General features: G+C 43.8%; 21 protein-coding genes. 19 read left to right on the forward strand and 2 right to left on the reverse strand.

Features of this window, described 5'->3' with window-relative positions:
* A partial coding sequence (locus A7P55_RS13420; protein ID WP_171552472.1) for a YadA-like family protein occupies positions 1 to 1,774 on the forward strand: 1,774 nt, incomplete at its 5' end.
* Between the two features lie 64 nt (positions 1,775 to 1,838).
* A complete protein-coding gene (locus A7P55_RS13425) occupies positions 1,839 to 2,639 on the forward strand; it encodes an OmpA family protein (RefSeq protein WP_171552473.1) in 801 nt (266 codons plus the stop codon).
* 187 nt (positions 2,640 to 2,826) lie between these two features.
* On the opposite strand, the gene pcaU is transcribed toward A7P55_RS13425, so the two are convergent.
* Positions 2,827 to 3,651, reverse strand: a complete 825-nt coding sequence (gene pcaU, locus A7P55_RS13430) for an IclR family transcriptional regulator PcaU (protein ID WP_171552474.1) — start codon at positions 3,649 to 3,651, stop codon at positions 2,827 to 2,829.
* A 248-nt stretch (positions 3,652 to 3,899) separates the two neighbouring features.
* Between pcaU and A7P55_RS13435 the strand changes: the two genes are divergently transcribed.
* The 13 genes from A7P55_RS13435 to A7P55_RS13495 all read left to right on the forward strand — a co-directional run bounded on the left by A7P55_RS13435 (position 3,900) and on the right by A7P55_RS13495 (position 18,179).
* On the forward strand, positions 3,900 to 4,583 hold the full coding sequence (locus A7P55_RS13435; RefSeq protein ID WP_171552475.1) for a 3-oxoacid CoA-transferase subunit A: 684 nt from the start codon (positions 3,900 to 3,902) through the stop codon (positions 4,581 to 4,583).
* Between the two features lie 2 nt (positions 4,584 to 4,585).
* Complete coding sequence (locus A7P55_RS13440; protein ID WP_171552476.1) at positions 4,586 to 5,239, forward strand: 3-oxoacid CoA-transferase subunit B; 654 nt, start codon at positions 4,586 to 4,588, stop codon at positions 5,237 to 5,239.
* Positions 5,240 to 5,328: 89 nt separating this feature from the next.
* The gene (gene pcaF, locus A7P55_RS13445) at positions 5,329 to 6,537 is read left to right on the forward strand and encodes a 3-oxoadipyl-CoA thiolase (protein ID WP_171552477.1); all 1,209 of its coding nucleotides are present in this window, start codon (positions 5,329 to 5,331) and stop codon (positions 6,535 to 6,537) included.
* Positions 6,538 to 6,545: 8 nt separating this feature from the next.
* On the forward strand, positions 6,546 to 7,895 hold the full coding sequence (locus A7P55_RS13450) for a 3-carboxy-cis,cis-muconate cycloisomerase (protein WP_171552478.1): 1,350 nt from the start codon (positions 6,546 to 6,548) through the stop codon (positions 7,893 to 7,895).
* Positions 7,896 to 7,899: 4 nt separating this feature from the next.
* Entirely contained in the window at positions 7,900 to 8,685 is a 786-nt protein-coding gene (gene pcaD / locus A7P55_RS13455; RefSeq protein ID WP_171552479.1) for a 3-oxoadipate enol-lactonase, read from the forward strand.
* Between the two features lie 41 nt (positions 8,686 to 8,726).
* Positions 8,727 to 10,079, forward strand: a complete 1,353-nt coding sequence (locus A7P55_RS13460) for an MFS transporter (RefSeq protein WP_065342297.1) — start codon at positions 8,727 to 8,729, stop codon at positions 10,077 to 10,079.
* Between the two features lie 32 nt (positions 10,080 to 10,111).
* Entirely contained in the window at positions 10,112 to 10,525 is a 414-nt protein-coding gene (gene pcaC / locus A7P55_RS13465; protein ID WP_171552480.1) for a 4-carboxymuconolactone decarboxylase, read from the forward strand.
* Positions 10,526 to 10,535: 10 nt separating this feature from the next.
* Positions 10,536 to 11,261 carry a protocatechuate 3,4-dioxygenase subunit beta gene (gene pcaH / locus A7P55_RS13470; protein ID WP_171552481.1) on the forward strand — a complete coding sequence of 242 codons (726 nt, stop codon included), beginning with the start codon at positions 10,536 to 10,538 and terminating at the stop codon, positions 11,259 to 11,261.
* 12 nt (positions 11,262 to 11,273) lie between these two features.
* Complete coding sequence (gene pcaG, locus A7P55_RS13475; protein WP_171552482.1) at positions 11,274 to 11,903, forward strand: protocatechuate 3,4-dioxygenase subunit alpha; 630 nt, start codon at positions 11,274 to 11,276, stop codon at positions 11,901 to 11,903.
* Between the two features lie 169 nt (positions 11,904 to 12,072).
* Entirely contained in the window at positions 12,073 to 12,912 is an 840-nt protein-coding gene (gene aroD, locus A7P55_RS13480) for a type I 3-dehydroquinate dehydratase (RefSeq protein ID WP_171552483.1), read from the forward strand.
* Between the two features lie 19 nt (positions 12,913 to 12,931).
* Positions 12,932 to 14,392 carry a right-handed parallel beta-helix repeat-containing protein gene (locus A7P55_RS13485; RefSeq protein WP_171552484.1) on the forward strand — a complete coding sequence of 487 codons (1,461 nt, stop codon included), beginning with the start codon at positions 12,932 to 12,934 and terminating at the stop codon, positions 14,390 to 14,392.
* An 18-nt stretch (positions 14,393 to 14,410) separates the two neighbouring features.
* Entirely contained in the window at positions 14,411 to 15,739 is a 1,329-nt protein-coding gene (locus A7P55_RS13490) for a carbohydrate porin (RefSeq protein WP_171552485.1), read from the forward strand.
* Positions 15,740 to 15,755: 16 nt separating this feature from the next.
* A complete protein-coding gene (locus A7P55_RS13495) occupies positions 15,756 to 18,179 on the forward strand; it encodes a glucose/quinate/shikimate family membrane-bound PQQ-dependent dehydrogenase (RefSeq protein ID WP_171552486.1) in 2,424 nt (807 codons plus the stop codon).
* 61 nt (positions 18,180 to 18,240) lie between these two features.
* On the opposite strand, the gene A7P55_RS13500 is transcribed toward A7P55_RS13495, so the two are convergent.
* On the reverse strand, positions 18,241 to 19,365 hold the full coding sequence (locus tag A7P55_RS13500; RefSeq protein ID WP_171552487.1) for a linear amide C-N hydrolase: 1,125 nt from the start codon (positions 19,363 to 19,365) through the stop codon (positions 18,241 to 18,243).
* Between the two features lie 350 nt (positions 19,366 to 19,715).
* Here A7P55_RS13500 and uraD point away from each other — a divergent pair, with 350 nt between their 5' ends.
* The 4 genes from uraD to A7P55_RS13520 all read left to right on the forward strand — a co-directional run bounded on the left by uraD (position 19,716) and on the right by A7P55_RS13520 (position 23,465).
* A complete protein-coding gene (gene uraD, locus A7P55_RS13505; RefSeq protein ID WP_171552488.1) occupies positions 19,716 to 20,216 on the forward strand; it encodes a 2-oxo-4-hydroxy-4-carboxy-5-ureidoimidazoline decarboxylase in 501 nt (166 codons plus the stop codon).
* Positions 20,216 to 20,551, forward strand: coding sequence for a hydroxyisourate hydrolase (gene uraH, locus A7P55_RS13510; RefSeq protein ID WP_171552489.1), 336 nt, complete (start codon positions 20,216 to 20,218; stop codon positions 20,549 to 20,551). Before uraD ends, uraH begins: the two co-directional genes overlap by 1 nt.
* 50 nt (positions 20,552 to 20,601) lie before the next feature.
* Complete coding sequence (locus A7P55_RS13515) at positions 20,602 to 21,969, forward strand: nucleobase:cation symporter-2 family protein (RefSeq protein ID WP_171552490.1); 1,368 nt, start codon at positions 20,602 to 20,604, stop codon at positions 21,967 to 21,969.
* Positions 21,970 to 22,169: 200 nt separating this feature from the next.
* Positions 22,170 to 23,465, forward strand: coding sequence for an OprD family outer membrane porin (locus A7P55_RS13520; protein WP_171552491.1), 1,296 nt, complete (start codon positions 22,170 to 22,172; stop codon positions 23,463 to 23,465).
* Positions 23,466 to 23,476 lie beyond the last annotated feature (11 nt).

Below are 23,476 nucleotides of genomic sequence, written 5' to 3' on the forward strand. Positions count from 1 at the left end.
AGGCAAAGGCACACTTGAAGGTCTAAGCAATAAAGATATCAGTAGTGCGGACTTTGCGACTCAAGGCCGTGCAGCGACAGAAGAGCAATTAAAACAAATCCAGACAGGTTTAACCGATACTGGCTTTGGTTTAACTGCGGCGGATGGTAATTCCGTTCAGAAGAAACTGGGACAAACGGTGGATGTGGTTGGCGCCGACAGCAACATCACCACGAAGGTAGATCAAGGTAAGCTTGCGATTGAACTCTCCAAAGACTTAGCCGTGAATAGCGTGAATGCAGCAGGCACATTGATCAATAGCAATGGCCTCAGCTTTGTCGATGGCAGTGGTAATGCGGTCGCGAATAGCCCAAGTATTAGCAAAAACGGAATCAATGCAGGCAATCAAAAGATCACTAATGTGGCAAAGGGTGATGTGAATGCGACTTCGACTGATGCTGTAAATGGCAGCCAATTATTTGCAGTTGGAGATGGCGTGAAAAACATCATTGGTGGCACAACTACTTATGATCCAAATACAGGCACATTTATCAATAACAATATTGGGAACACTGGTGAGAGTACCATTCATGATGCGATTAAATCAGTCAACAATACTGTGCAAACGGTGAGTAAAGGTTGGAATTTAACTACCAATGGGCAAAACTCAAGCCAAGTAAAACCGACAGATACCGTCGATTTTGCAAATAAAGATGGAAATATCAAAGTTAATAATACAGGGAATAATGTCACAGTTGATTTGGCTAAAGATATTAAGGTGGATAGTGTCCAAGCTGGAAATACCACGCTCAATAACAACGGTCTAAGTATTAAAGACGGGCCGAGTGTCACCCAAAGTGGAATTGATGCAGCTAATAAAAAAATCACCAACGTTGCAGAGGGCAGCATCGCTAAAAACAGTAAAGATGCGATGAATGGTAGTCAATTGCATGACATGTTGGGAGATGGGGCTTTCGTTGGTGGCGATGGAAATACCATTACCAATATTGGTGGGACAGGTGCAACCAATATCAACGATGCCATTAGTTCAATTAACCAAAAAGCGGGACAGCATTCTACAGTGGTTGCAGGTCAAAATATGACGGTAACAGAAACTGTAAATAGCTCCGGTGGTAAAGAGTTCAAAGTTGCAACGACTGATGATGTTACTTTTAAAACCGTTACTTCGCAGAAAGTGACGGCAGATAATGTAACCGTTGGTGATGTTCAGATTACTAAAGCAGGTATTAATGCGGGCAACAAAGTTATTAGCAATGTTGCAGATGGAGCCGTCAATAGCACGTCGAAAGAAGCGGTGAATGGCTCACAATTGAATACATCGAACCAATATATTACCAAGTCACTTGGTGGCGGTGCAAAGTATGAAAATGGCAAATTTACTGAACCGACCTACAATGTAAATAACGGTTCCTATAACAATGTAGGAGATGCGCTTGGTGCATTGAATCAAGCCAATATTAATATAGGCAATCAAATTAATAACTTGGGTGATCGAATCGAGCAAGTCTTCTATGAAACCAATGGGCGCATTGACAATTTAGAAGAAAAAATGTCTGCGGGTATTGCTGCAAATGCGGCACTGGAACAAGCCCCATATGTCGCTGGTAAAGTCACCTTAGCCGTTGGTGCTGGTTATTATAATAATCAGAATGCTGTAGGTGTGACTCTAAGAAAAACAGCAGATAATGGTCGTTGGTCACTTACCAGTGGTGCTGCGCTTGGCAGTCAAGGTGGGGCATTGGTACGTGTCGGCGTGAGCACTGTGCTTGATTAAAATAATGAAAAAAAGGGAGAGCCAGACTCTCCCAACATAAATTTATAAGAATTTGGAGCAAGAAATGAGAAAAGATACATTATTGATGATCAGCGTGTTGGTGATCGGGTTTCCTTCAATCTACGCACAAGCCGATGATATGAAACAGGTTCAGCAAGGTGAAGTCACTTTTCCCAATATTGATAAAAGCTATCTAAAGCAGGTGAAGCGCTATGAATATGACAGCGTTGCACGTTTAGATACCGGTTTAACCAAAGATCAAATCCGCCATCTATTGGGAAATCCACAATTTAGTGAAGGGATTTTTTCTGTTAAAACATGGAATTATGTACTTGATATCCGTATTCCCAAAACACAAAAATATCAACGTTGTCAGCTAAGAGTTGATTTTGATAAACACTATATTGCGGAAAAACTTTCGTGGAAAGGAGAAGCATGTGAGGGTTTGATTGCGTGGGGGGAGAATAATCAATTACCTGAGAAACCTGTCGTTGCTCCTGTAGCTGCAACGAAGGCAGCCAGTATATTCTTTGCTTTTGATCGCTTTGATGAAACCGCGATTGAGACGGGTACAACCTCGATTGCGGATATTGCTCAAAGAATAAAAGCAGAAAGTTCTAATACTCCGATTATTGTCGCAGGCTTTACCGATCCTTTGGGTAAGTTCGCCTACAACTATCGTTTGTCTTCGCAGCGGGCCAATACGGTTGCAAAGTTATTGGTTGCTCAAGGTATTGATGGAAATCGTATTCAAATACAGGCCAATAGCAAAACTGATGTATATCAGCAATGTACAGGTGATCAGCATAATCAACAATTGATCGGTTGTCTTGCACCCAATCGACGTGTCAATGTGAGTTGGTGATTATGCAGTACCAAAGTTAAATGGAAGCAACTGAGTTCCTGTTTACATACAGAGACACAAAACATAATGATCGTTAAAAACTTTAATGTTCATTTAAGCAAGGGTGGTTAATTTAAAGATACGGACATAAGCCGTAGCAGCAATACACCTTTCGCCACATTTCCAGATGTGGCTTTTTTTTGTCTGATTAAATGATTTGGCGTAAATCGCGAGCCGTTTCTTGTAGTAAAGGTAAAATATGGGCAATTAAATAATCCTTGGTGGTGCGCATGGTCGGAGACACGATATTTAAGGCAGCAACAACGGCTGCATTGGAATCATATATAGGTACAGCCACAGCATGCACTCCCAATTCATGTTCTTCACAGGAATAGCACCAGTCTTGTTCTTTGATTTCATGCAATAATTCTAAAAATAGATCAGTTTCGGTATGGGTATATTTGGTGAGACGTTTTAACGGGTATTTTTCTAACCATCGTTTTTGTTCTTCTGGTGTTAAATGTGCAAGCAGAATTTTGCCAGCAGAAGTCGCATGGGCAGGGAGCCGATTGCCTAAATGTAAGCCATAAGGATTGACCCGATCGGTTTGTTGATGAGCGGCACTACGGGCAATAGTAATCGCTTCATAACCATCTAAAACCATCACAGAGTAAATCAACGAGGTTTGATTGGTTAAAAGATTTAATAAGGGCTGACATATTTTCGGAAGTGTGGAACCATCCAAATAAGCCCCTGAGAATTTAAGGATTTTGGGCGATAAATAATAATAATGTCCGTCAAAATCCAAATAGCCTAAGTATTCTAAAGTGAGTAAATGGCGTCGCGCAGCCGCGCGGGTCATTCCTGTTTTTTCAGCGGCGGTACTCATATTTAAGCGATGTCGTTCTGGTCCAAAGCATTCCAAAATTGCTAAGCCTTTAGCGATTCCTGCAATAAAGTCTTCATGCCGAATGGTCTTTTTATTTTCGTTATGATGAATCAAACGCGGATTCTTTTCCTGATCATTTTCCATAATTTAGACATCCTTGCTAAAACGGTTTCTTTATAAAACATTCTACGGGAAAGATGACTATTTTACTTGGATAATGTTCGATGATCGAACATAAAAATTAATCATCGAACAAAATGCACTTTTAAACCTAGAACTCAGCGCAGAATTTATCAAGAATAAATAGAAGAAATCCGAACAAAGCACTCGACTTAATTTCATCGGTTTTCAGGATGAAAATACGAGTGATGCATCGTACAGGAAGTAGGTAGATGATTGATAAAAGTACGCTCACATTGACTGAGGCACTGTCACAGATCAAGGATGGCGCAACCATCATGATTGGTGGCTTTGGCACCGCAGGACAACCCGCTGAACTGATTGATGGACTAATCGAACTTGGTATTAAAGACTTAGTCATCGTCAATAACAATGCAGGCAATGGCGATTATGGTTTGGCTAAACTGCTTAAAACAGGGGCAGTACGTAAAATCATCTGTTCTTTCCCACGTCAGTCGGATTCATGGGTCTTCGATGAACTGTATCGTGCTGGCAAGATTGAACTGGAACTCGTGCCACAAGGCAATCTGGCATGCCGTATTCAAGCGGCAGGTATGGGCTTAGGTGCTGTCTTCACGCCAACTGGCTTCGGTACTTTATTGGCGGAAGGCAAAGAAACCCGTCATATCGATGGCAAAGACTATGTGCTTGAGTATCCAATTAGAGCCGACTTTGCCTTGATCAAAGCACACAAAGGCGATCGCTGGGGCAATCTGGTCTACAACAAATCTGCGCGTAACTTTGGCCCAATCATGGCCATGGCGGCGGATGTCACCATTGCGCAAGTTTCCGAACTGGTTGAACTCGGTCAGGTTGATCCTGAACACATCATTACCCCTGGGATTTTTGTACAGCATGTGGTCGCTGTCGATGCAGCCAATGGCACAGGAGCATAAACATGAGCTATCAAAAACTAAGCCGTGACCAGATTGCTGAACGTGTGGCGCAAGATATTCCTGATGGTGCTTATGTCAATCTCGGTATTGGCTTACCTACCAAGATTTCCAATTATCTTCCTGCTGATAAAGATGTATTTCTGCATTCGGAAAATGGCTTACTGGCATTTGGTCCACCGCCTGCCAAAGGTGAAGAAGACCCTGAGTTAATCAATGCGGGTAAAGAATACGTCACCATGCTGACGGGCGGCAGTTTTTTCCATCATGGTGATTCCTTTGCCATGATGCGTGGTGGGCATTTGGATATTGCGGTATTAGGTGCTTTCCAAGTGGCAGCCAATGGTGATCTGGCCAACTGGCATACTGGTGCAGCAGATGCGATTCCTGCAGTCGGTGGTGCCATGGATTTAGCAGTGGGTGCCAAGAAAGTATTTATCACCACCGATCACAACACCAAGCAAGGTGAACCCAAGATTGTTGAAGCACTTTCATATCCAGCAACAGGACTGAAATGTGTTGATCGAATTTATACCGACCTGTGTGTGATTGATGTAACTGCTGACGGTTTAAAAGTGATTGAGAAAGTAGACGGTCTGAGCTTTGAGGAATTGCAAGCTTTGACGGGTGCTCAGTTGATTGATGCGACGCAAGGATAATAAATCTCCCCTAACCCCTCTTTAAAAAGAGGGGAACTCCTCCCTTTATTAAAGGGAGGTTGGGAGGGATTTTAGATAAAGGAAAACACATGAAAAACGCTTATATCATTGATGCTATCCGTACCCCATTTGGTCGTTATGCTGGCGGATTAGCCCCTGTACGTGCCGATGACCTCGGAGCCATTCCAATTCAGGCTTTGATGCAACGTAATCCAAGTGTCGATTGGCAACAAGTCGATGATGTGATCTATGGCTGTGCCAACCAAGCGGGTGAAGACAACCGTAATGTGGGACGTATGTCCGCATTATTGGCAGGTTTGCCTTATCAAGTGCCCGCCACCACAGTAAACCGTTTGTGTGGTTCATCACTGGATGCGATTGCCATGGCTGCACGTGCGATTAAAGCCAATGAAGCAGACCTGATTATTGCGGGTGGTGTGGAAAGCATGAGCCGTGCACCCTATGTGATGGGTAAATCCGACAGCTCCTTTGGCCGTAGTCAAAAGATTGAAGACACCACCATGGGCTGGCGTTTTATCAATCCAAAACTGAAAGAAATGTATGGTGTCGACAGCATGCCGCAAACCGCGGAAAACGTGGCGGAACAGTTCAATATCAATCGTGCTGATCAAGATCAGTTTGCGCTCAACAGCCAACAACGTACTGCAACCGCACAAGCCAAAGGTTTCTTCAGCAATGAAATCGTGCCTGTGACGATTCCACAGCGTAAGGGTGATGCGATTGTGGTAGATGCAGATGAGCATCCACGTGCATCAACCACCTTAGAAGCACTAACTAAACTTAAGGGTGTGGTTAAAGCTGAAGGTACCGTCACGGCGGGTAATGCCTCTGGGATTAATGATGGTGCAGCCGCTGTGTTGATTGCTTCGGACGAAGCGGTGGAAAAATACCAGCTCAAAGCACGTGCCAAAATCATTGCAGCGACTACCGTTGGTGTAGAACCACGGATTATGGGTTTTGCACCTGCACCTACCATCAAGAAATTACTGAAACAGGCCAATTTGACTTTAGATCAGATGGATGTGATTGAACTAAACGAAGCCTTTGCGGCGCAAGCTTTAGCGGTGACCCGTGATTTAGGCTTGAGTGATGATGATGCACGAATTAATCCGAATGGTGGTGCGATTGCTTTGGGTCATCCTTTGGGTGCTTCAGGTGCGCGTTTGGTGACAACGGCCTTGAATCAACTTGAACAGATCAAAGGTCAGTACGCCCTGTGTTCGATGTGTATTGGTGTTGGTCAGGGCATTGCCTTGATTATTCAACGTGTTGAGTGAGGTCTGTCATGAGCCAGTTATACGCCAGCTTATTTTATCAGCCTGAAGTCACTGCCATTTTTAGTGATCAAGCTTTATTGAGTTATATGATTCAAGCCGAAGTGGCTTTAGCCAAAGCTCAGGCACAGGTCAATGTGATTCCTGCTTCAGCGGCAACGATGATTGAACAGGTCGGCCAAAATGCTGTAGCAAAAATCGATTTGGATGCGTTGGCTACAGCAGCAGGATTGGCTGGTAATGTTGCGATTCCATTGGTCAAGCAATTCACCGCTTTGGTGAAACAGCAAGATGAAGATGCTGCTCGCTATGTGCATTGGGGTGCGACCAGTCAAGACATCATTGATACGGCAACGATTTTGCAGAGTCGTGATGCCTTGATATTGATCGAACAGCAACTGCAACAGGCGTATCAAACGTCCTTAAAGCAAGCCCAGCAATACCGCCATCAGGTCATGATTGGACGGACTTGGTTACAGCAAGCTTTGCCGATTACTTTGGGACATAAATTTGCGCGATGGGCAGCAGCCTTGAAACGTGATCTTGATCGCTTACAGGCAATGAAAACTCGTGTATTGACTGCACAGCTCGGTGGTGCAGCAGGCTCACTGGCATCTTTACAAGATCAAGGTTCAGCGGTGGTCGAAGCTTTTGCTGAGCAACTCAATTTAACCGTACCAGAATGTACTTGGCATGGTGAACGCGACCGTATGGTTGAACTTGCCAGTATGCTTGCTTTGATCGTTGGAAATGTTGGCAAGATGGCAAAAGATTGGTCATTGCTGATGCAAACCGAAATCGCAGAAGTTTTTGAACCAGCAGCAAAAGGGCGTGGTGGTTCATCAACCATGCCACATAAGCGTAATCCTGTTGCAGCAGCCTCAATTCTTGCCGCAGCCAATCGTGTGCCTGCCTTAATGGCAAGTGTCTATCAAAGCATGCTGCAAGAGCATGAACGTGCTTTGGGTGCATGGCATGCAGAATGGCTGGCAATCCCAGAAATTTTCCAGTTATGTGCGGGTGCTTTAGAACGTAGCTGCGATGTGCTTAAGCATCTGCAAGTCAATGCAGAGGCGATGCAACGCAATCTTGAATGTACACAAGGTTTAATCATGGCCGAAGCGGTGATGATGGCACTTGCACCCAAGATTGGGCGTATGAATGCACACCATTTGGTTGAGCAAGCATGTCAGCAAGCAGTTGCTCAACAGCAGCATTTAAAAATCGTGTTATCCAGCATGGATCAAGTAAATGTCCATTTTAGTGATCAAGCATTAGATGCGCTGTTCAAGCCAGCAACTTATCTGGGAAATATTCAGGCGCAAATTGATGCCGTGCTACACGCAGCAAAAGGAGAGTAAGCACATGATCACGCATATCAATAATCGCCAAGGACAACCGCTTGCAGTTCAAGTGCAAGGTCCGAAAGATGCGCCAGTCATTATGTTCTCCAACTCTTTGGGAACTGACCACGAGATGTGGCAGGCACAAGTTGCAGCTTTGACTGATCATTATCAGGTCATCACCTATGACACACGTGGGCATGGTGCAAGCGCAGTCATTGCCAATAGTGCATTGCAAAATCTAGTTGAAGATGTGGTTGATATTCTGGATGCCTTAGCCATTGAAAAAGTTCATTTCTGTGGCATTTCAATGGGCGGGATTACTGCATTGGCTTTAGCCATCCAACATCCTGAACGTTTTCACAGTATTAGCGTGGCAAATTCAGCTGCAAAAATTGGTACTGCCGAAGCGTGGAATAGCCGTGCAGAGAGTGTTGAACAAAAGGGCTTGGCCGAAATTGTAAAGACCACGCATACACGTTGGTTTAGTGAACATTTTGATTATGCGCATGATGTTTTAGCGCAAAAGACCATTCAAAGTCTTGCGCTGACACCTGCACAGGGTTATGCCAATGCATGTCGTGCTTTAGCGGATGCTGATGTTCGAGATCAACTGCATCAAATTCAGATTCCAACGTTAATTATTGCAGGGCAATACGATCCTGTCACAACGGTTCAAGATGCAGAGTTTATGCATCAACTCATTGCAACCAGTCAGCTTGAAATCTTGGCAGCGTCGCATTTATCCAATATTGAACAACCGCAAGTGTTCAATCAGACATTGTCTAAGTTTATTCAAAACATATAACCATAAGGGTTAGAAAGGAATTCGCCTACAAGGAGGCAACTATGGCACAGGAATTTGCTGCCCAAAAAAACAGTATGGATGCGCAGGCACTGATTAATGAGGCACCTGTGAGCAAGTATCAATGGATGATCGCAATTATTTGTTTTCTCATTGTATTTGTCGATGGAATCGATACTGCCGCAATGGGTTTTATTGCACCCGCTTTGGCTCAGGATTGGGGCATTGATCGCTCTCAACTCGGGCCAGTGATGAGTGCTGCACTCGGCGGCATGATCATTGGTGCACTGGTTTCAGGACCAACAGCGGATCGATTTGGACGGAAAATCGTTTTAACCATTTCCATGTTGATCTTTGGTGGTTTCACCTTGGCTTCGGCTTATGCGCCAGACTTAAATAGTTTAGTGGTATTGCGCTTTTTAACCGGCATTGGTTTAGGCGCGGCGATGCCGAATGCGACCACCTTGTTTTCAGAATATTGCCCGCAACGGAGTCGTTCTTTATTGGTGACCTGTATGTTCTGTGGCTACAACTTAGGTATGGCAACAGGTGGATTTATCAGCAGTTGGCTGATTCCAACGTATGGTTGGCATAGTCTGTTTTTATTGGGTGGATGGACACCATTAATTCTGATGGTCTTGGTGATTTTCTTATTACCTGAGTCCTATCGTTTCCTCATCGTGAAAGGTCAAGACCCTGCAAAAGTCCGTAAAATTTTAAGCCATATTGCACCTGAAAAAGTTCAAACAGTCGAACATTTCCATATTCCAGAAGAACAGTCTGCTGTTGCAGAAAAGAAAAATGTATTTGGCATGCTGTTCTCCAAACAATATGCCAAAGGCACGGTTTTATTGTGGTCGACCTATTTTATGGGTTTGGTGGTGATTTATTTACTGACCAGCTGGTTACCAACTTTAATGCGTGAAACAGGTGCAACCATGGAGCGCGCTGCGTTTATCGGCGGATTGTTCCAATTCGGTGGCGTACTCAGTGCCTTGTTCATTGGTTGGGCAATGGATCGTTTTAATCCAAATCGCATTATTTCGGGCTTCTATTTTATTGCAGGTTTATTTGCCGTTGCGGTTGGGCAAAGCCTGAGCAATCCAACTTTATTGGCTGTGTTGGTGCTCTGTGCAGGCATTGCCATTAATGGTGCGCAATCGTCTATGCCAGCCTTAAGTGCGCGTTTCTATCCAACCCAATGTCGTGCAACGGGTATTGCGTGGATGACTGGGATTGGCCGTTTCGGTGCCGTGTTTGGTGCATGGATTGGTGCAGTGCTATTGGGTAATGACTGGTCGTTTACTGCCATTCTCAGTTTATTGATGATTCCTGCTACGGCAGCGGCCATCGCAATTTTTGTTAAATCTCTCGTTGCTCATACCGATGCAACTTAAGGCTCATATTTTCAAAATGAGGAGCAACCTTCATGAATGATGAACAACGTTATCAACAAGGACTAAAAGTCCGTACTGAAGTACTGGGTGAAACACATGTCGGCCGCTCTTTAGCGAACCTCAATGATTTCAATCAGGATTTCCAGAATTTTATTAGTCGTTTTGCGTGGGGCGAAGTCTGGTCACGTGAAGGCTTGCCACGTCATACCCGTAGTTTGGTCACGATTGCCATCTTATTGGCTTTGGGTCGTGAAGACGAACTCAGAATGCATTTACGTGCCTGCTTCAATAACGGTGTGACTAAAGATGAATTAAAGGAACTGATTTTACATAGTGCTTTATATGCTGGTTTGCCCGCAGCCAATGCGGCGATGCATATGGCCGAAGACGTCTTTAAAGAACTTGGCATCGACGTGCAACCCGTTGCAGCACAACCACAGGATTAAGGAGACAGGCATGTTAAAGCATACATTAGGGGCATACCCACAACGTAATACCGATGATCATCCGCCAGCATATACACCTGGTTATAAGACCAGTGTATTACGCTCGCCCAAGAATGCCTTGATCTCAATTAATGAAACCTTGACTGAAGTCACATCACCGCATTTTTCACCGAGTATTTTTGGCCCTAAAGATAATGACCTGATCTTGAATTACGCCAAAGAAGGTCTACCTGTTGGTGAACGGATTATTGTGCATGGATATGTGCGTGATCAGTTTGGTCGTCCTGTGAAAAATGCCTTATTAGAAGTGTGGCAGGCCAATGCTTCAGGTCGGTATCGTCATCCAAATGATAAATTTATTGGTGCGATGGACCCTAACTTTGGGGGCTGTGGTCGTACTTTAACTGATGAAAATGGTTTCTTTATTTTCCGTACGATTAAACCCGGCCCTTATCCTTGGCGTAACCGGATTAATGAGTGGCGCCCAGCACATATTCATTTCTCCCTGATTGCAGATGGTTGGGCTCAGCGCCTGATTTCGCAGTTCTATTTTGAAGGCGATACCTTGATTGATACTTGCCCGATTTTAAAAACCATTCCATCTGAAGACCAACGTCGTGCCTTGATTGCATTGGAAGATAAAAACAATTTTATTGAAGCAGATAGCCGTTGTTACCGCTTTGATATTCATCTTCGTGGTCGTCGTGCGACTTATTTTGAAAATGATTTGACTTAAGGGAGACCAACAATGAATGCATGGAATTTTCAGGAATTGAAGGAAACCCCATCACAAACGGGTGGTCCTTATGTACATATCGGTCTACTACCGCAACAAGCCAATATCGAAGTATTTGAGCATAATTTCAATCACCAGTTGGTGGATGAGCAAACTCAAGGTCAACGGATTCGTCTGGAAGGTCAAGTGTTTGACGGGCTGGGTTTGCCATTACGAGATGTATTGCTGGAAATCTGGCAGGCGGATGCCAATGGGGTTTATCCAAGTCAGGCAGATACCCAAGGCAAAACTGCCGATCCGCATTTTCTAGGTTGGGGCCGTACAGGGGCTAATTTTGAAACAGGCTTCTGGAGTTTTAATACGGTAAAACCAGGCGCTGTTGCAGGCCGTAAAGGCTCAATTCAGGCACCGCATATTGCTGTCGCAGTTTTTGCCCGTGGTATCAATATTGGTTTGCATACCCGTATTTATTTTGAAGATGAAGTGGATGCCAATGCCAATGATCCAATTCTAAACAGCATTGAATGGGCAGTACGTCGCCAGACTTTAATCGCCAAACGCAGTGAAGTGGATGGTGAAGTGGTTTATCGCTTTGATATTCGTATTCAGGGTGATGATGAAACCGTGTTCTTTGATATTTAGGCATTCCTTTAAATATCTTTCTTTCAAAGATGGACTGATTATGGAATCACTTAGATCCTGAAATTGAAAAATACTCCTCACTTTTGATGGGTGAGGAGAGATTAAAAATGAAATGAAAACGCGGTAAGACGCCGCCGAATGAACAAATCTATTATTAAGGACGATACAGATGAAAATGAAAACACTGGCAGCAGTGATGTTGCTTGTTAGCCCCTTCTTGATGGTTCAAACAGTACAAGCACAGGACCGTGTCCAAAAGCAGGTTGAGTTAGCTGAACTGGCAAAGCTGCCTGTCAAAACTATTGTACCCATCACAGCCAAAACCAAAGAGCAGGCAATTGCTCAGGCAAAAGTGATCGCAGCGAATCCAGATGCTGATCTCGCGGAGTTTCGGATTGATTTACTCAATTTTGCCAATGATAGCAAGCAAGTGATTACCTTGGGCCAAGAGCTAAAACAGATTCTGGGTGCTAAGCCAATGATTGCCACAATTCGTACTCATAATGAAGGCGGGCAATTAACAATTAGCGATGCAGATTATGGCAAGACCTATCAGGCGTATTTACAGCAGCCATTTATGGACATGCTTGATGTGGAAATGTTCCGTGATCAGCAAATTGTGAAGAATACTGTCAAATTGGCGCATGTGAAAAAAGTGCTGATCGTGATGTCCAATCATGATTTTCAAAGAACACCACCTGAGACTGAAATCATCAAACGTTTACTTAAACAGGATGAGTTAGGCGCCGATATTCTGAAAATTGCAGTGATGCCGCAAAACAGACAGGATGTATTTACCCTGATGAATGCGACTTTAAAAGTGAGTCAACAATCCAAAAAGCCATTACTCACCATGTCGATGGGTAAACTCGGCACCATTTCTCGAATTGCGACAGCCAACATGGGCGGCAGTTTTAGTTTTGGCATGATTGGTGAAGCTTCTGCACCGGGGCAGATTGATGTGACGCAACTGAAACAGTTTTTAAAAACAGTTCAACCAACACAATAATATAAAAGGATTTTAACACATGAAATCAATCTATGTACGTTTAAGTACTTTAGCCATCGCTATGGCAGTTTCGGGTTGGGCAGCAGCAGAAACTTATATTGTTGATCGTTATCAAGATGACAATGATAAAGGTTCTTTACGTTGGGCAATTGAACAAGCCAATAGCAAACCGACAGAAGCCAGTGAGATTCTGATTCAAGCGGTAGGAAAAGCACCCTATGCAATCAAGGTCAACAGTCCATTACCTGAGATCAAAGCGCCTGTAAAAATCATTGGTACGCAATGGGCGAACACAGGCGAGTTTATCGCGATCGATGGATCAAATTATATTAAAGGCACAGGGGTCGAAGCCTGCCCAGGTGCAGTCGAAGGGCAATTCGGGACCAATGTTCGTACAACCACCTTGCCGGGCATCGTATTACGTGACATCAATGGGGTCACCATCCAAGGCTTGGAAATTCGTCATTTCTGTATTGGGATTTTGATGAATCGTGCCAGCAATAACTTGATTCAAAACAACCGTATTATGCATAACTATGGTGGTGCGGGGGTGATGCTGACAGGTGATGATGGCAAAGGCAATCCAACAGCGACCACCACCAATAACAACAAAGTATTGAACAACTACTTTCAGGACAATGGCGATGGGCTTGAACTGACTCGTGGCGCAGCATTTAACTTGGTCGCCAATAATCATTTTATTTCTACAGCAGCAAATCCTGAACCTTCACAAGGCATTGAAATCTTGTGGGGCAATGACAATGCGGTGGTGGGTAATAAATTTGAAAATTACTCAGATGGTTTACAAATCAACTGGGGCAAGCGCAACTACATTGCCTATAACGAACTGACCAATAACTCCAATGGTTTTAACCTGACCGGTGATGGCAACATTTTTGACAGCAATAAAGTACATGGCAATCGGGTGGGAATAGCGATCCGCTCTGAAAAAGATGCCAATGCCCACATTACTCTGACCAAAAACTTAATCTGGAATAATGGCAAAGACATTAAACGTTGTGAGGCGGGTGGAAGTTGCGTACCGAATCAACGTGTTGGCACGATTATCTTCGATATTCCGGGTTTAGAGCATGCACATTTTGTGGGTTCACGTGGACATGGGGTCAAAATTGATCCTGCCAACTTGCAAAAAACCTGCAACACACCAGATGAGCAAGGCTGTAATGCTCAACCCAACCAGAATATTCAGACACCAAAACTAAGCCTGTCAAAAGGACAAATTGCAGTGGAAGTCAAAGGCCAGCCGAACCAGCGTTATCAGGTCGAGTTTTTTGGCAACACATCGGCACATTCAAATGAAGCAGAGCTTTATTTAGGTTCAGCGGTTGCTGCAACCAATGCACAAGGAACCGCAACGCTGACTTGGAAACCAACAACCCAAGTGGCTTCAGTGACAGCAACGATCACTGACCGTGTAGGTGCAACATCTGAACTCAGTTCAGCTGTAAAACTGAAATAAACGGCAAGGAGGCCGAATATGAAGTCGAATGCATTATTGCTCAAACTGAGCTGTCTGGCAGTTGCTGTATGTGCTGCTCAATCTAGCTTTGCCGATCAACTATGGTCACAGGATCGTCAATGGTTACTCGGTGATTGGAATGGTCAGCGTCAGCAATTGGAAAAAGAAGGCTATAAATTTACGGCCTCGATCATGAGTCAAAGTGCCACCAACTTGGATGGAGGCTATAACGATGACAATACCTTTAAAAATGCCGCACAACTGTCGTTAGGTGCCAATTTCGATTTAGAGAAAATTGCGGGCTGGAAAGATACCAGTGCCAGCCTTTTAATCACCAAACGTGATGGTAATGCCTTAACCTTGGATCGAATTAAAGATCCGCGTTCTAGTGTACTAGGCAATTCACAGGAAATCTATGGTCGCGGCAAAATCTGGCGTCTGAGTCAGGCATGGTTGAAAAAGGGCTTCGTGGATAATACGGTGCAGTTCAAGATTGGTCGTATGGGCATGTCTGAAGATTTTAATGGCTCGCAATGTGAATTTCAGAACCTGTTACTGTGTGGTGGTCAGCTTGGGAAGTCGATTGGTTCAATTTGGTATAACTTGCCTGTTGGATTATGGGGTGCCAATGTTAAGTATCAATTCGCACCTGAATGGACGTTAGGTGTCGGTGTCTACGAAGTTAATCCAGATAATATTAAAACTGATCGCAATCGTGATGGTTTTAATTTGGATATGGACCATGTCAAAGGGGCAACAATTCCTGTCGAACTGGCATGGCGACCAAAACTTGCTGCCTTTAATGGCTTATCAGGCGAATATAAAATCGGGGCACTCTATTCAACAGCCGAAGCCAATGATATTGCGACCGTCGGTAAAGTACATGATGGTAAACATAGTTTCTGGCTCAATGCACAACAACAACTGAGTCAAACAGGCAATGATCCAAAGCGTGGCTTGTACGTCAGTTTCAATGCCGTAATTAATGATAAAGCCACCACAGCAGTTCAAAGTACGCAGCAATTAGCTCTCTGGTACAAAGGACCTTTTGATGGTCGTCCAAATGACTCAATTGGTTTTGGTATTGCCAATTATCTCGTCAATGATCGTTATAAAGATCGTCAAATTGCACTCAATGAAACTCGCGGTTATCAGCAATACGATGCGCTTGCTGCAGATTATGTACCCGTTCAGCGTGATGAGCTCAATGTTGAACTGAATTACACCTATCAGTGGTCACCTGCGGTGATGTTGAGACCGAACTTGCAATATATCCATCAACCTGCGGGTGTTAAAGAGGTCGATGATGCATGGGTTGCAGGCCTGAGCATGCGCGTGAATTTCTAATATAGGAGAATGAGCGATGACTGAAACTTCAAGCTCACAGACCATACTCAAAATATGGTGCTTTATTTTGGCCTTAGTTTTGTTACTCACAGGCTTGTTTTTTACCGTCGGTGGGTTTCAACTCGCGACGTTGGGTGGATCATGGTATTTCGTGATCTCGGGTGTATTCACGCTGATCTCTGCTGTTTTTATTTTTAAGAAAAAAGCGCTGGGTGTCTGGTTATTCAGTCTAGTTTTTGCAGGAACGATCATCTGGTCATTGATTGATGCGGGTTGGGAATTCTGGCCTTTATTTTCAAGACTGATGTTCCCAGCAGGCTTATTTGCCGCGCTGATGTTTACTTTACCTGCCATCCGCCGTTATCAATTTCAACCGAGCGCTGATCTACCTGCTTATGGTCTCGGGATATTGACGGTCATTGGCATGGTGATTGGTCTTTATCAGATGTTCCAGCCACACCCAACGGTTGCAGCCTCTGGACAGGCCTTGCCTTTGGTTCCTGTGAAAACCGATATGAAACAGACCAACTGGCAGCATTATGGTCAAGATTCAGGGGGGAGCCGTTTTGCTGCATTGGATCAGATCACACGAGATAATGTACATCAATTAAAAGAGGTCTGGCGTTTCCGTACGGGTGATTTCACCACGGGTTCTGGAAATGGTGCAGAAGACCAAATGACACCGTTACAAGTAGGCAATAAGATTTTCTTGTGTACGCCGCATAACAATATTTTTGCCTTGGAAGCGGACTCTGGTAAACAACTTTGGAAAGCAGAAGTCAACTCCAAGTCAGATGCATGGGAACGTTGCCGTGGTGTTGCTTATTTTGATTCTACCCAAGCGCTGGTTCAGCCGACTTTGGCTGGAGCGACACAGGTAAAAGCGGTGGCAAATAATACTTCATGCTTACGTCGAGTCTATACCAATACACCAGATGGTCGCTTAATCGCAGTCAATGCAGATACTGGCGAACGTTGTAAAGATTTTGGTGTAGAGGGAACAGTAGATCTTCTGAAAGGTCTAGGTGAGGGCACCACTGCACCACGTTTTGAGGTGACATCTGCGCCAACCATTGCAGGAACTGTAATTGTGGTGGGTAGCCGTATTGCCGATAATTTTGCCGCAGATATGCCGGGTGGGGTGATTCGTGCATACGATGTCATTACAGGTGAATTACGTTGGGCCTTTGATCCACGTAATCCTGATCCAAACCATGTGCTAAAAGAAGGTGAAACCTATAAGCGCAGTTCTGCCAACTCTTGGGCAGCGATGTCTTATGATCCACAAATGAACACGGTATTCTTGCCAATGGGTAGCTCATCTGTGGATGTATGGGGCGGTAATCGTCAACCTTTAGACCATAAATATAATTCTTCTGTTCTGGCTTTAGATGCGACCACGGGGAAGGAAAAGTGGGTCTATCAGACCGTTCATAATGACCTTTGGGATTTTGATTTGCCAATGCAACCCAGCTTGGTGGATTTCCCAATGCAAGATGGCAGCAATAAACCTGCTGTGGTGATTGGCACCAAATCAGGTCAGTTCTTTGTTTTGGATCGTGTCACAGGCCAACCACTCACCAAAGTGATTGAGCAGCCAGTGAAACCTGCCGATATCAAAGGTGAGCAATACAGCCCGACTCAACCACGTTCGGTGGAAATGCCACAGATTGGCAATCAAACCTTAACCGAATCGGATATGTGGGGTGCAACACCATTTGACCAGTTGATGTGCCGTATCAACTTCAAATCAATGCGTTATGAAGGCTTATTTACTGCACCAGGTACCGATAAGTCATTGAGCTTCCCAGGTTCTTTGGGCGGCATGAACTGGGGCAGTATTGCCTTTGATCCAAGCCATCAATATATGTTCGTCAATGACATGCGCTTAGGCTTATGGATTCAGTTGATTGAACAAACCCCAGAAGACTTGGCTGTTCAGGCCAATGGTGGTGAAAAAGTCAATACGGGTATGGGTGCGGTGCCAATGAAAGGAACACCTTACAAAGTCAATAAAGATCGTTTCTGGTCGAAATTGATGATTCCTTGTCAAAAACCACCATATGGCACCATGACGGCAGTGGATATGAAAACCCGTCAGGTGGCGTGGCAAGTACCTATGGGAACCGTGCAGGATACTGGCCCAATGGGAATCAAAATGGGTTTACCTGTTCCAATTGGCATGCCGACCATTGGTGGTCCAATGGCAACTCAAGGTGGGGTGGTATTCTTTGCCGCAACTCAGGATTATTACTTGCGTGCATTGGATTCGTCTTCGGGCAAAGAGTTATGGAAAGCGCGTTTACCTGTAGGGAGTCAAGCGACACCAATCAGCTATGTATCTCCAAAAAATGGCAAACAGTATGTGCTGATTACTGCGGGCGGTGCACGTCAGTCGCCTGATCATGGTGATTATGTGATTGCATATAGTTTGAATTAAGCTGAAATTGAAATAAACAAAACGGCAATCTTAGTGATTGCCGTTTTTTATTGATTTGATCTTAAGCCGTCGCCTTTAACATGGGCATATCTGTCGCATCAGAAATCACAGCAAATTGTGGTTGAGCATTTTGCCCCAGTTGGTAATCCGAGAAGTTAATTTGCCAAAAACCTAAGCTTGCGGTTGTTGCGATATAGAAAACCTGATTGCTGTGATCACGAACAATTTCCCATTGAGTATAGTCACCTTTGATATTGCCACTTTGGTCAATGCATTGTTCGCGAGTAACATAGATGCCTTTAATCACATTCATTACATGGGCAATCGCGGCAGTATTACTTGGGCGTTGTGTTTGATTTAACCAAGGAATAGAGTAATTCAGCGTAAAAGCTGTACGTAAGAATCGATCAGAAGGCAATGCGGAAGAAGAGAGCCCGATTGAACCACCACCATTACCAGCTTTATTCACATTGAGACCAATGATGGTCTGGCTGTCCGTTTCAACATTGGTAACGCCCAGATAATTTTCCAAGTTGGTACGATGCCATTCAATAAATGGGGTATTGGTCATGACCCCAATATCGGTATTGTCGGTAATTGATAATTGCCCATCACGAAATTCAAGTACCAGACTCGCCCCAGTTTTATCGTGAAACTGGAAATGAATCGGGATTAAATTTTTGAGTTCATCTGTATGATTAAACTCGCTGTGCTCAGAAAATTGTAGCGGATCCCAAAAATATAAGACTTCCCCTAGCGAAGTGGGCTGTCCTTGTTGAATGGCGTATAAATCTTTTTTTAAGGTTTCAACTGAGTTGTAGTTAGACGCAGCCCAGCCACAAATATCCAACGCTGAAATCAATTTGGCATTTGGTGGTGCATCAGTTTTTTTAGGATAACGGGAAGGTGGTAACCAAAGTGCAGCTGCCGAAAATCCTTCTGTATTCATGGCATCACATAGTTTGGTATCAAGCAGATTTAAAGGGAGCTTAATCCCAATCCCCATAAAACCATATTTTGCAGTCCAGTGATAAGTTGGTGTATTCGGACTTAAGCTATCAATTGCCTTTAAGGGCGTTGCCAATGGGATTGCAGCCAGTTGCCAAGTAAAGGTGGCGGCAAAATCCATAGTACGTCCAGAGATGCGATAGCCTGTTGCTTGAGGTAGAATAAACTCGGTACACATATTATTTTCTCTTTTGATTATTAGAATAAATCATGATTTTTGGTTTTTATTTGATCTTAAATTATTATGTAAGTGCTCTAAATACATAAGATCGTTTGAGCATATAAAAAGCTAGCAGATGAGTTTTTTATAGTCAATAATTATATATCAAAGAGTGATTTTTTATTTTTTAAAATAGATTATAAATAAAATATGGATTATTCAGTTTTTAATAATTAAATTTGTATTGATTAAATAAATTAAAACCAAAAAATAGCTTTTTCTATTCAGAGAAAAGAGTTGGCATATTCATTGCTTAATTTACGATATCTGGTCTGACCAGTCAGACAATGCGTTAAATTGGAGCAGCAATGCAACTCGAAACATTCAATCAGCTAGATTCAGATGCGGCCAAACGGGTTTTGCAAGGCTGTGTGCACATTCCCACTTGGATTTCTGAACTGCTACAGCAACGTCCTTACAGCTCTAAAGAACAGCTTTATCAAACTGCGCTTGCACAAGCGCAAACCTGGCAATGGCCTGAAATTTCTGTAGCTTTGGCGCAACATCCACGTATTGGTGAGAAAAAAGCGGCAGCGGTGTTGTCTGAAAAAGAACAGCAGTTTTCTCAGCAAGAGCAAGGGCAGATCCAAACCGATGCAGTGCTGCAACTGGCACTTTATCAGGGCAATTTAGATTATGAGCACAAATTTGGGCATATCTATCTGATTCGTGCGGCAGGTCGTTCTGGGCAGCAGATATTGTTTGAGCTGCAACGCCGACTCAAAAATACAGTAGAACAAGAGCAGGCCGAAGTGAAGCAGCAATTGGGGGAAATTGCACTGCTTCGTTTAAATCAGGAGATTCGATAATGGCGGGTATCAGCACACATATTTTAAATGCATCACTGGGTCAGCCTGCGTCAAAGGTACTGGTGAAATTACTGCAGCAAGTAGATCAGAATTACATCTTATTGGATCAACAATTTACTGATGCCGATGGCCGTATTAAAACATTCAACATCGATGTATTTGTGCAAGGCAATTACCAATTAATTTTGGAAGTTGCCGATTATTTTCAAGCTTTAAATACCGAAAGTTTTTATCCACGCGTATGTATTGATTTTAAGGTCATGGATATTCAACAGCATTATCACGTGCCGTTATTAATCAGTCCGTTTTCATATTCAACCTATCGTGGCAGCTAAACCAACTCAAGCAATGTGGACATTATGAATTTAATTTGAGGAATTAACCCATGCAGCAAGACAACCTAGACCGTGAGGCTCACGGATCAGCAGAACATCAATATTTAGGCATGAACAAAAACCTGATTTATGGTTTGCAACATGTCTTGACCATGTATGGCGGCATCATTGCACCGCCGCTCATTATTGGTGCTGCGGCGGGCTTGCAAGCCTCTGAAATTGGACTACTGGTGGCGGCTGCATTATTTGTTGGGGGAATTGCCACCGTTTTGCAAACCGTTGGTTTCAAGCATTTAGGCGCAAAATTGCCGATTGTTCAGGGCGTCTCTTTTGCAGGCGTCGCCACTATTCTTGCCATTGTGACCACTGGTGGTGGTTTGGCCTCGGCGTTTGGTGCTGTGATTGTGGCGTCGATTATTGGCCTGCTGCTTACGCCATTTTTCGCAAAAATTATCCGTTTCTTTCCACCCGTGGTGACGGGTTGTGTGATTACCATGATCGGTATTTCGCTGACGCCTGTGGCAATCCGCTGGATTATGGGCGGCAATCCCAAAGCTGAAAACTGGGGGGATCCAGCCAATGTTGGTTTGGCATTAATGACCCTAGCGATTGTGATTATTTTTAGTATGTTACGCAGTCAGATCTTGCGTCGGCTTGCGATTTTGATTGCCATTGTGTTGGGAACAATTCTGGCTTATTTTGCAGGATTCACTGATTTTTCTAATGTCAGTTCAGGCTCTATCTTTGCTTTGCCGAGCTTTTTCCACTTCGGTTCTCCTGTCTTTGAGTTTTCTGCCATTCTTTCCATGGTGATTGTGACCTTGGTGGTGATGACGGAAACCACCGCAGATATTATTGCGATTGGTGAAATCGTGGGCAGCAAAGTCGATTCTAAACGGATTGGGGATGGTTTACGTGCCGACATGTTATCGAGTGCAATCTCACCGATCTTTGGTTCATTTATGCAAACGGCATTTGCACAGAATGTTGGACTGGTGGCGATTACTGGAATTAAAAGCCGATTCGTGGTGGCAACTGCAGGCGGAATTCTGATTGTTTTAGGTTTGCTGCCGATTGTGGGGCGTTTAGTCGCATCTATTCCGATGCCCGTATTAGGCGGAGCGGGGATTGTCCTGTTTGGAACAGTCGCAGCCAGTGGCATTCGCACTTTAGCGAAAGTGGATTATAACGAGCATAAGAACCTGATTATTGTCGCGACCTCATTGGCGATCGGCATGATTCCGATTGTAAACCATGAGTTTTATGCACAATTTCCTGTTTCTGTGCAGATGTTATTACACTCTGGGATCAGTTCGACCTGTATCACTGCAATTCTACTGAACATCATTTTTAATCATCTTCCATTCACTAAAAAATCAGTGGAAGTGGCAAGCTTGCCCTTGAACTCAGGGCATTAATCATCAGGGATTCAGGCTTGAATGTTCAGACTGAATCCTGCTTTTTACCTGCACATCGTTAAAAGTCGCTTATTTAATTTTGAATAGGTCTGGGGGCGTTTTTGGCTTTAAAAAAGTGCAAAGCAAGATTTTTAAAGCATCAGCCGGTCGGTTTTAAAGGTTTTAAATCAATTTTTAGATCAAAGATCTAGGGGATATCTATGCAAAAAATTCGCTTAACATCGGTTGCTTTCGCAGTCGCAATGGGGACAACGCTACCTGCATGGGCTGCTGATACCAGCTTAAATGCTTTATTTAATCTGCAACAAGATTGTCAGCCTCAGGACAATTCAATTGAATCGATCTCTGCTGTATTGGCCTGTGGCAGTGTGCATGGCGTGGTCAAGTCTACGTATTATTCACTCAATAATGGTTATTTTGTGAATAATTTAAATCAAGATACCACGGTGATTGGCGGCTATATCAAATATGAAACAGCGCCTTTTTATGGGGTACAGGCAGGGGTTGGCTATGATATTCAGCGTCGTTTGGATGAGAAAAACAAGAATGATGAAGTCTCTGAATTAAAAGAAGATCGTGATGGTTTAGCAGAAGCCTATCTGACGTGGAAAAATGATATGGCTCGGGTGACCGTCGGTAATCAGCGTCTCAATTTGCCTTTTATGGGCGATTATGCGGATCGCCGTGTCTTGATGTTCTTATATCAAGCTGCGGATGTACAGATCGGGAATAACAATGATTTCCTGCGCCTGACCAAAGTGAATAAATATAAAAGTTATGCAGAAGATGAGTTCACCAAAAGCTCACGTCAAAACCCAAACTTGCAAACTGATGGAGTCTGGTCGATTGGTGCAGGGAAACGTTTTGCATTAGCGGATGATAAGACCCTAAAAACCCAACTGTGGTATCAGGATTATGATGATTATCTGCGTTTGATCTATACCCAAGCGGATCTGGCATTTCCAAAATTGAATTATGCTCCTGAATTGTCACTGCAATATATGTCTGGCAAGGATCAGGGCAAGGCACTTGCAGGCGAGATCAATAGTCAGGTTTGGGGTGTTCAAGCTGCGTTGAAAGTTTTACCGGCTGCCAGTTTGAAGCTGGCCTATAACTATATTAAGCCCGATCAAAAGAGCTATTTAAATGGTGCGCTGCTTATGCCTTATGCCAGTCAGACATCGTCTGGTGAAATCTTTGCACAACCTTTTTTTACCAGTACCCAAGATCTAGGCGCGGGCAATGCCTTGATGCTGTCTTTGGAGGGCAAACTCACCGATCAAGTGATTGCTGGAGCACGTTATTCATTTATGGATTTAAAGGAGGCAGAGAATGTCGCCAGTCGAAACCAATCTGAATACATGCTGTTTGGCATTTATAACTTCACGGGTGCTTTGAAAGGTTTTAGTGTCAGTAATTTTGCAGGGATTCAGACTTCTCCGCGCTATGACAAGAATTTCTTACAAAACCGTTTTGCACTGAGCTACAAATTTTAAAGGACGAGGTA

Source organism: Acinetobacter sp. Ac_5812 (assembly GCF_013072695.1).
Taxonomy (GTDB): domain Bacteria; phylum Pseudomonadota; class Gammaproteobacteria; order Pseudomonadales; family Moraxellaceae; genus Acinetobacter.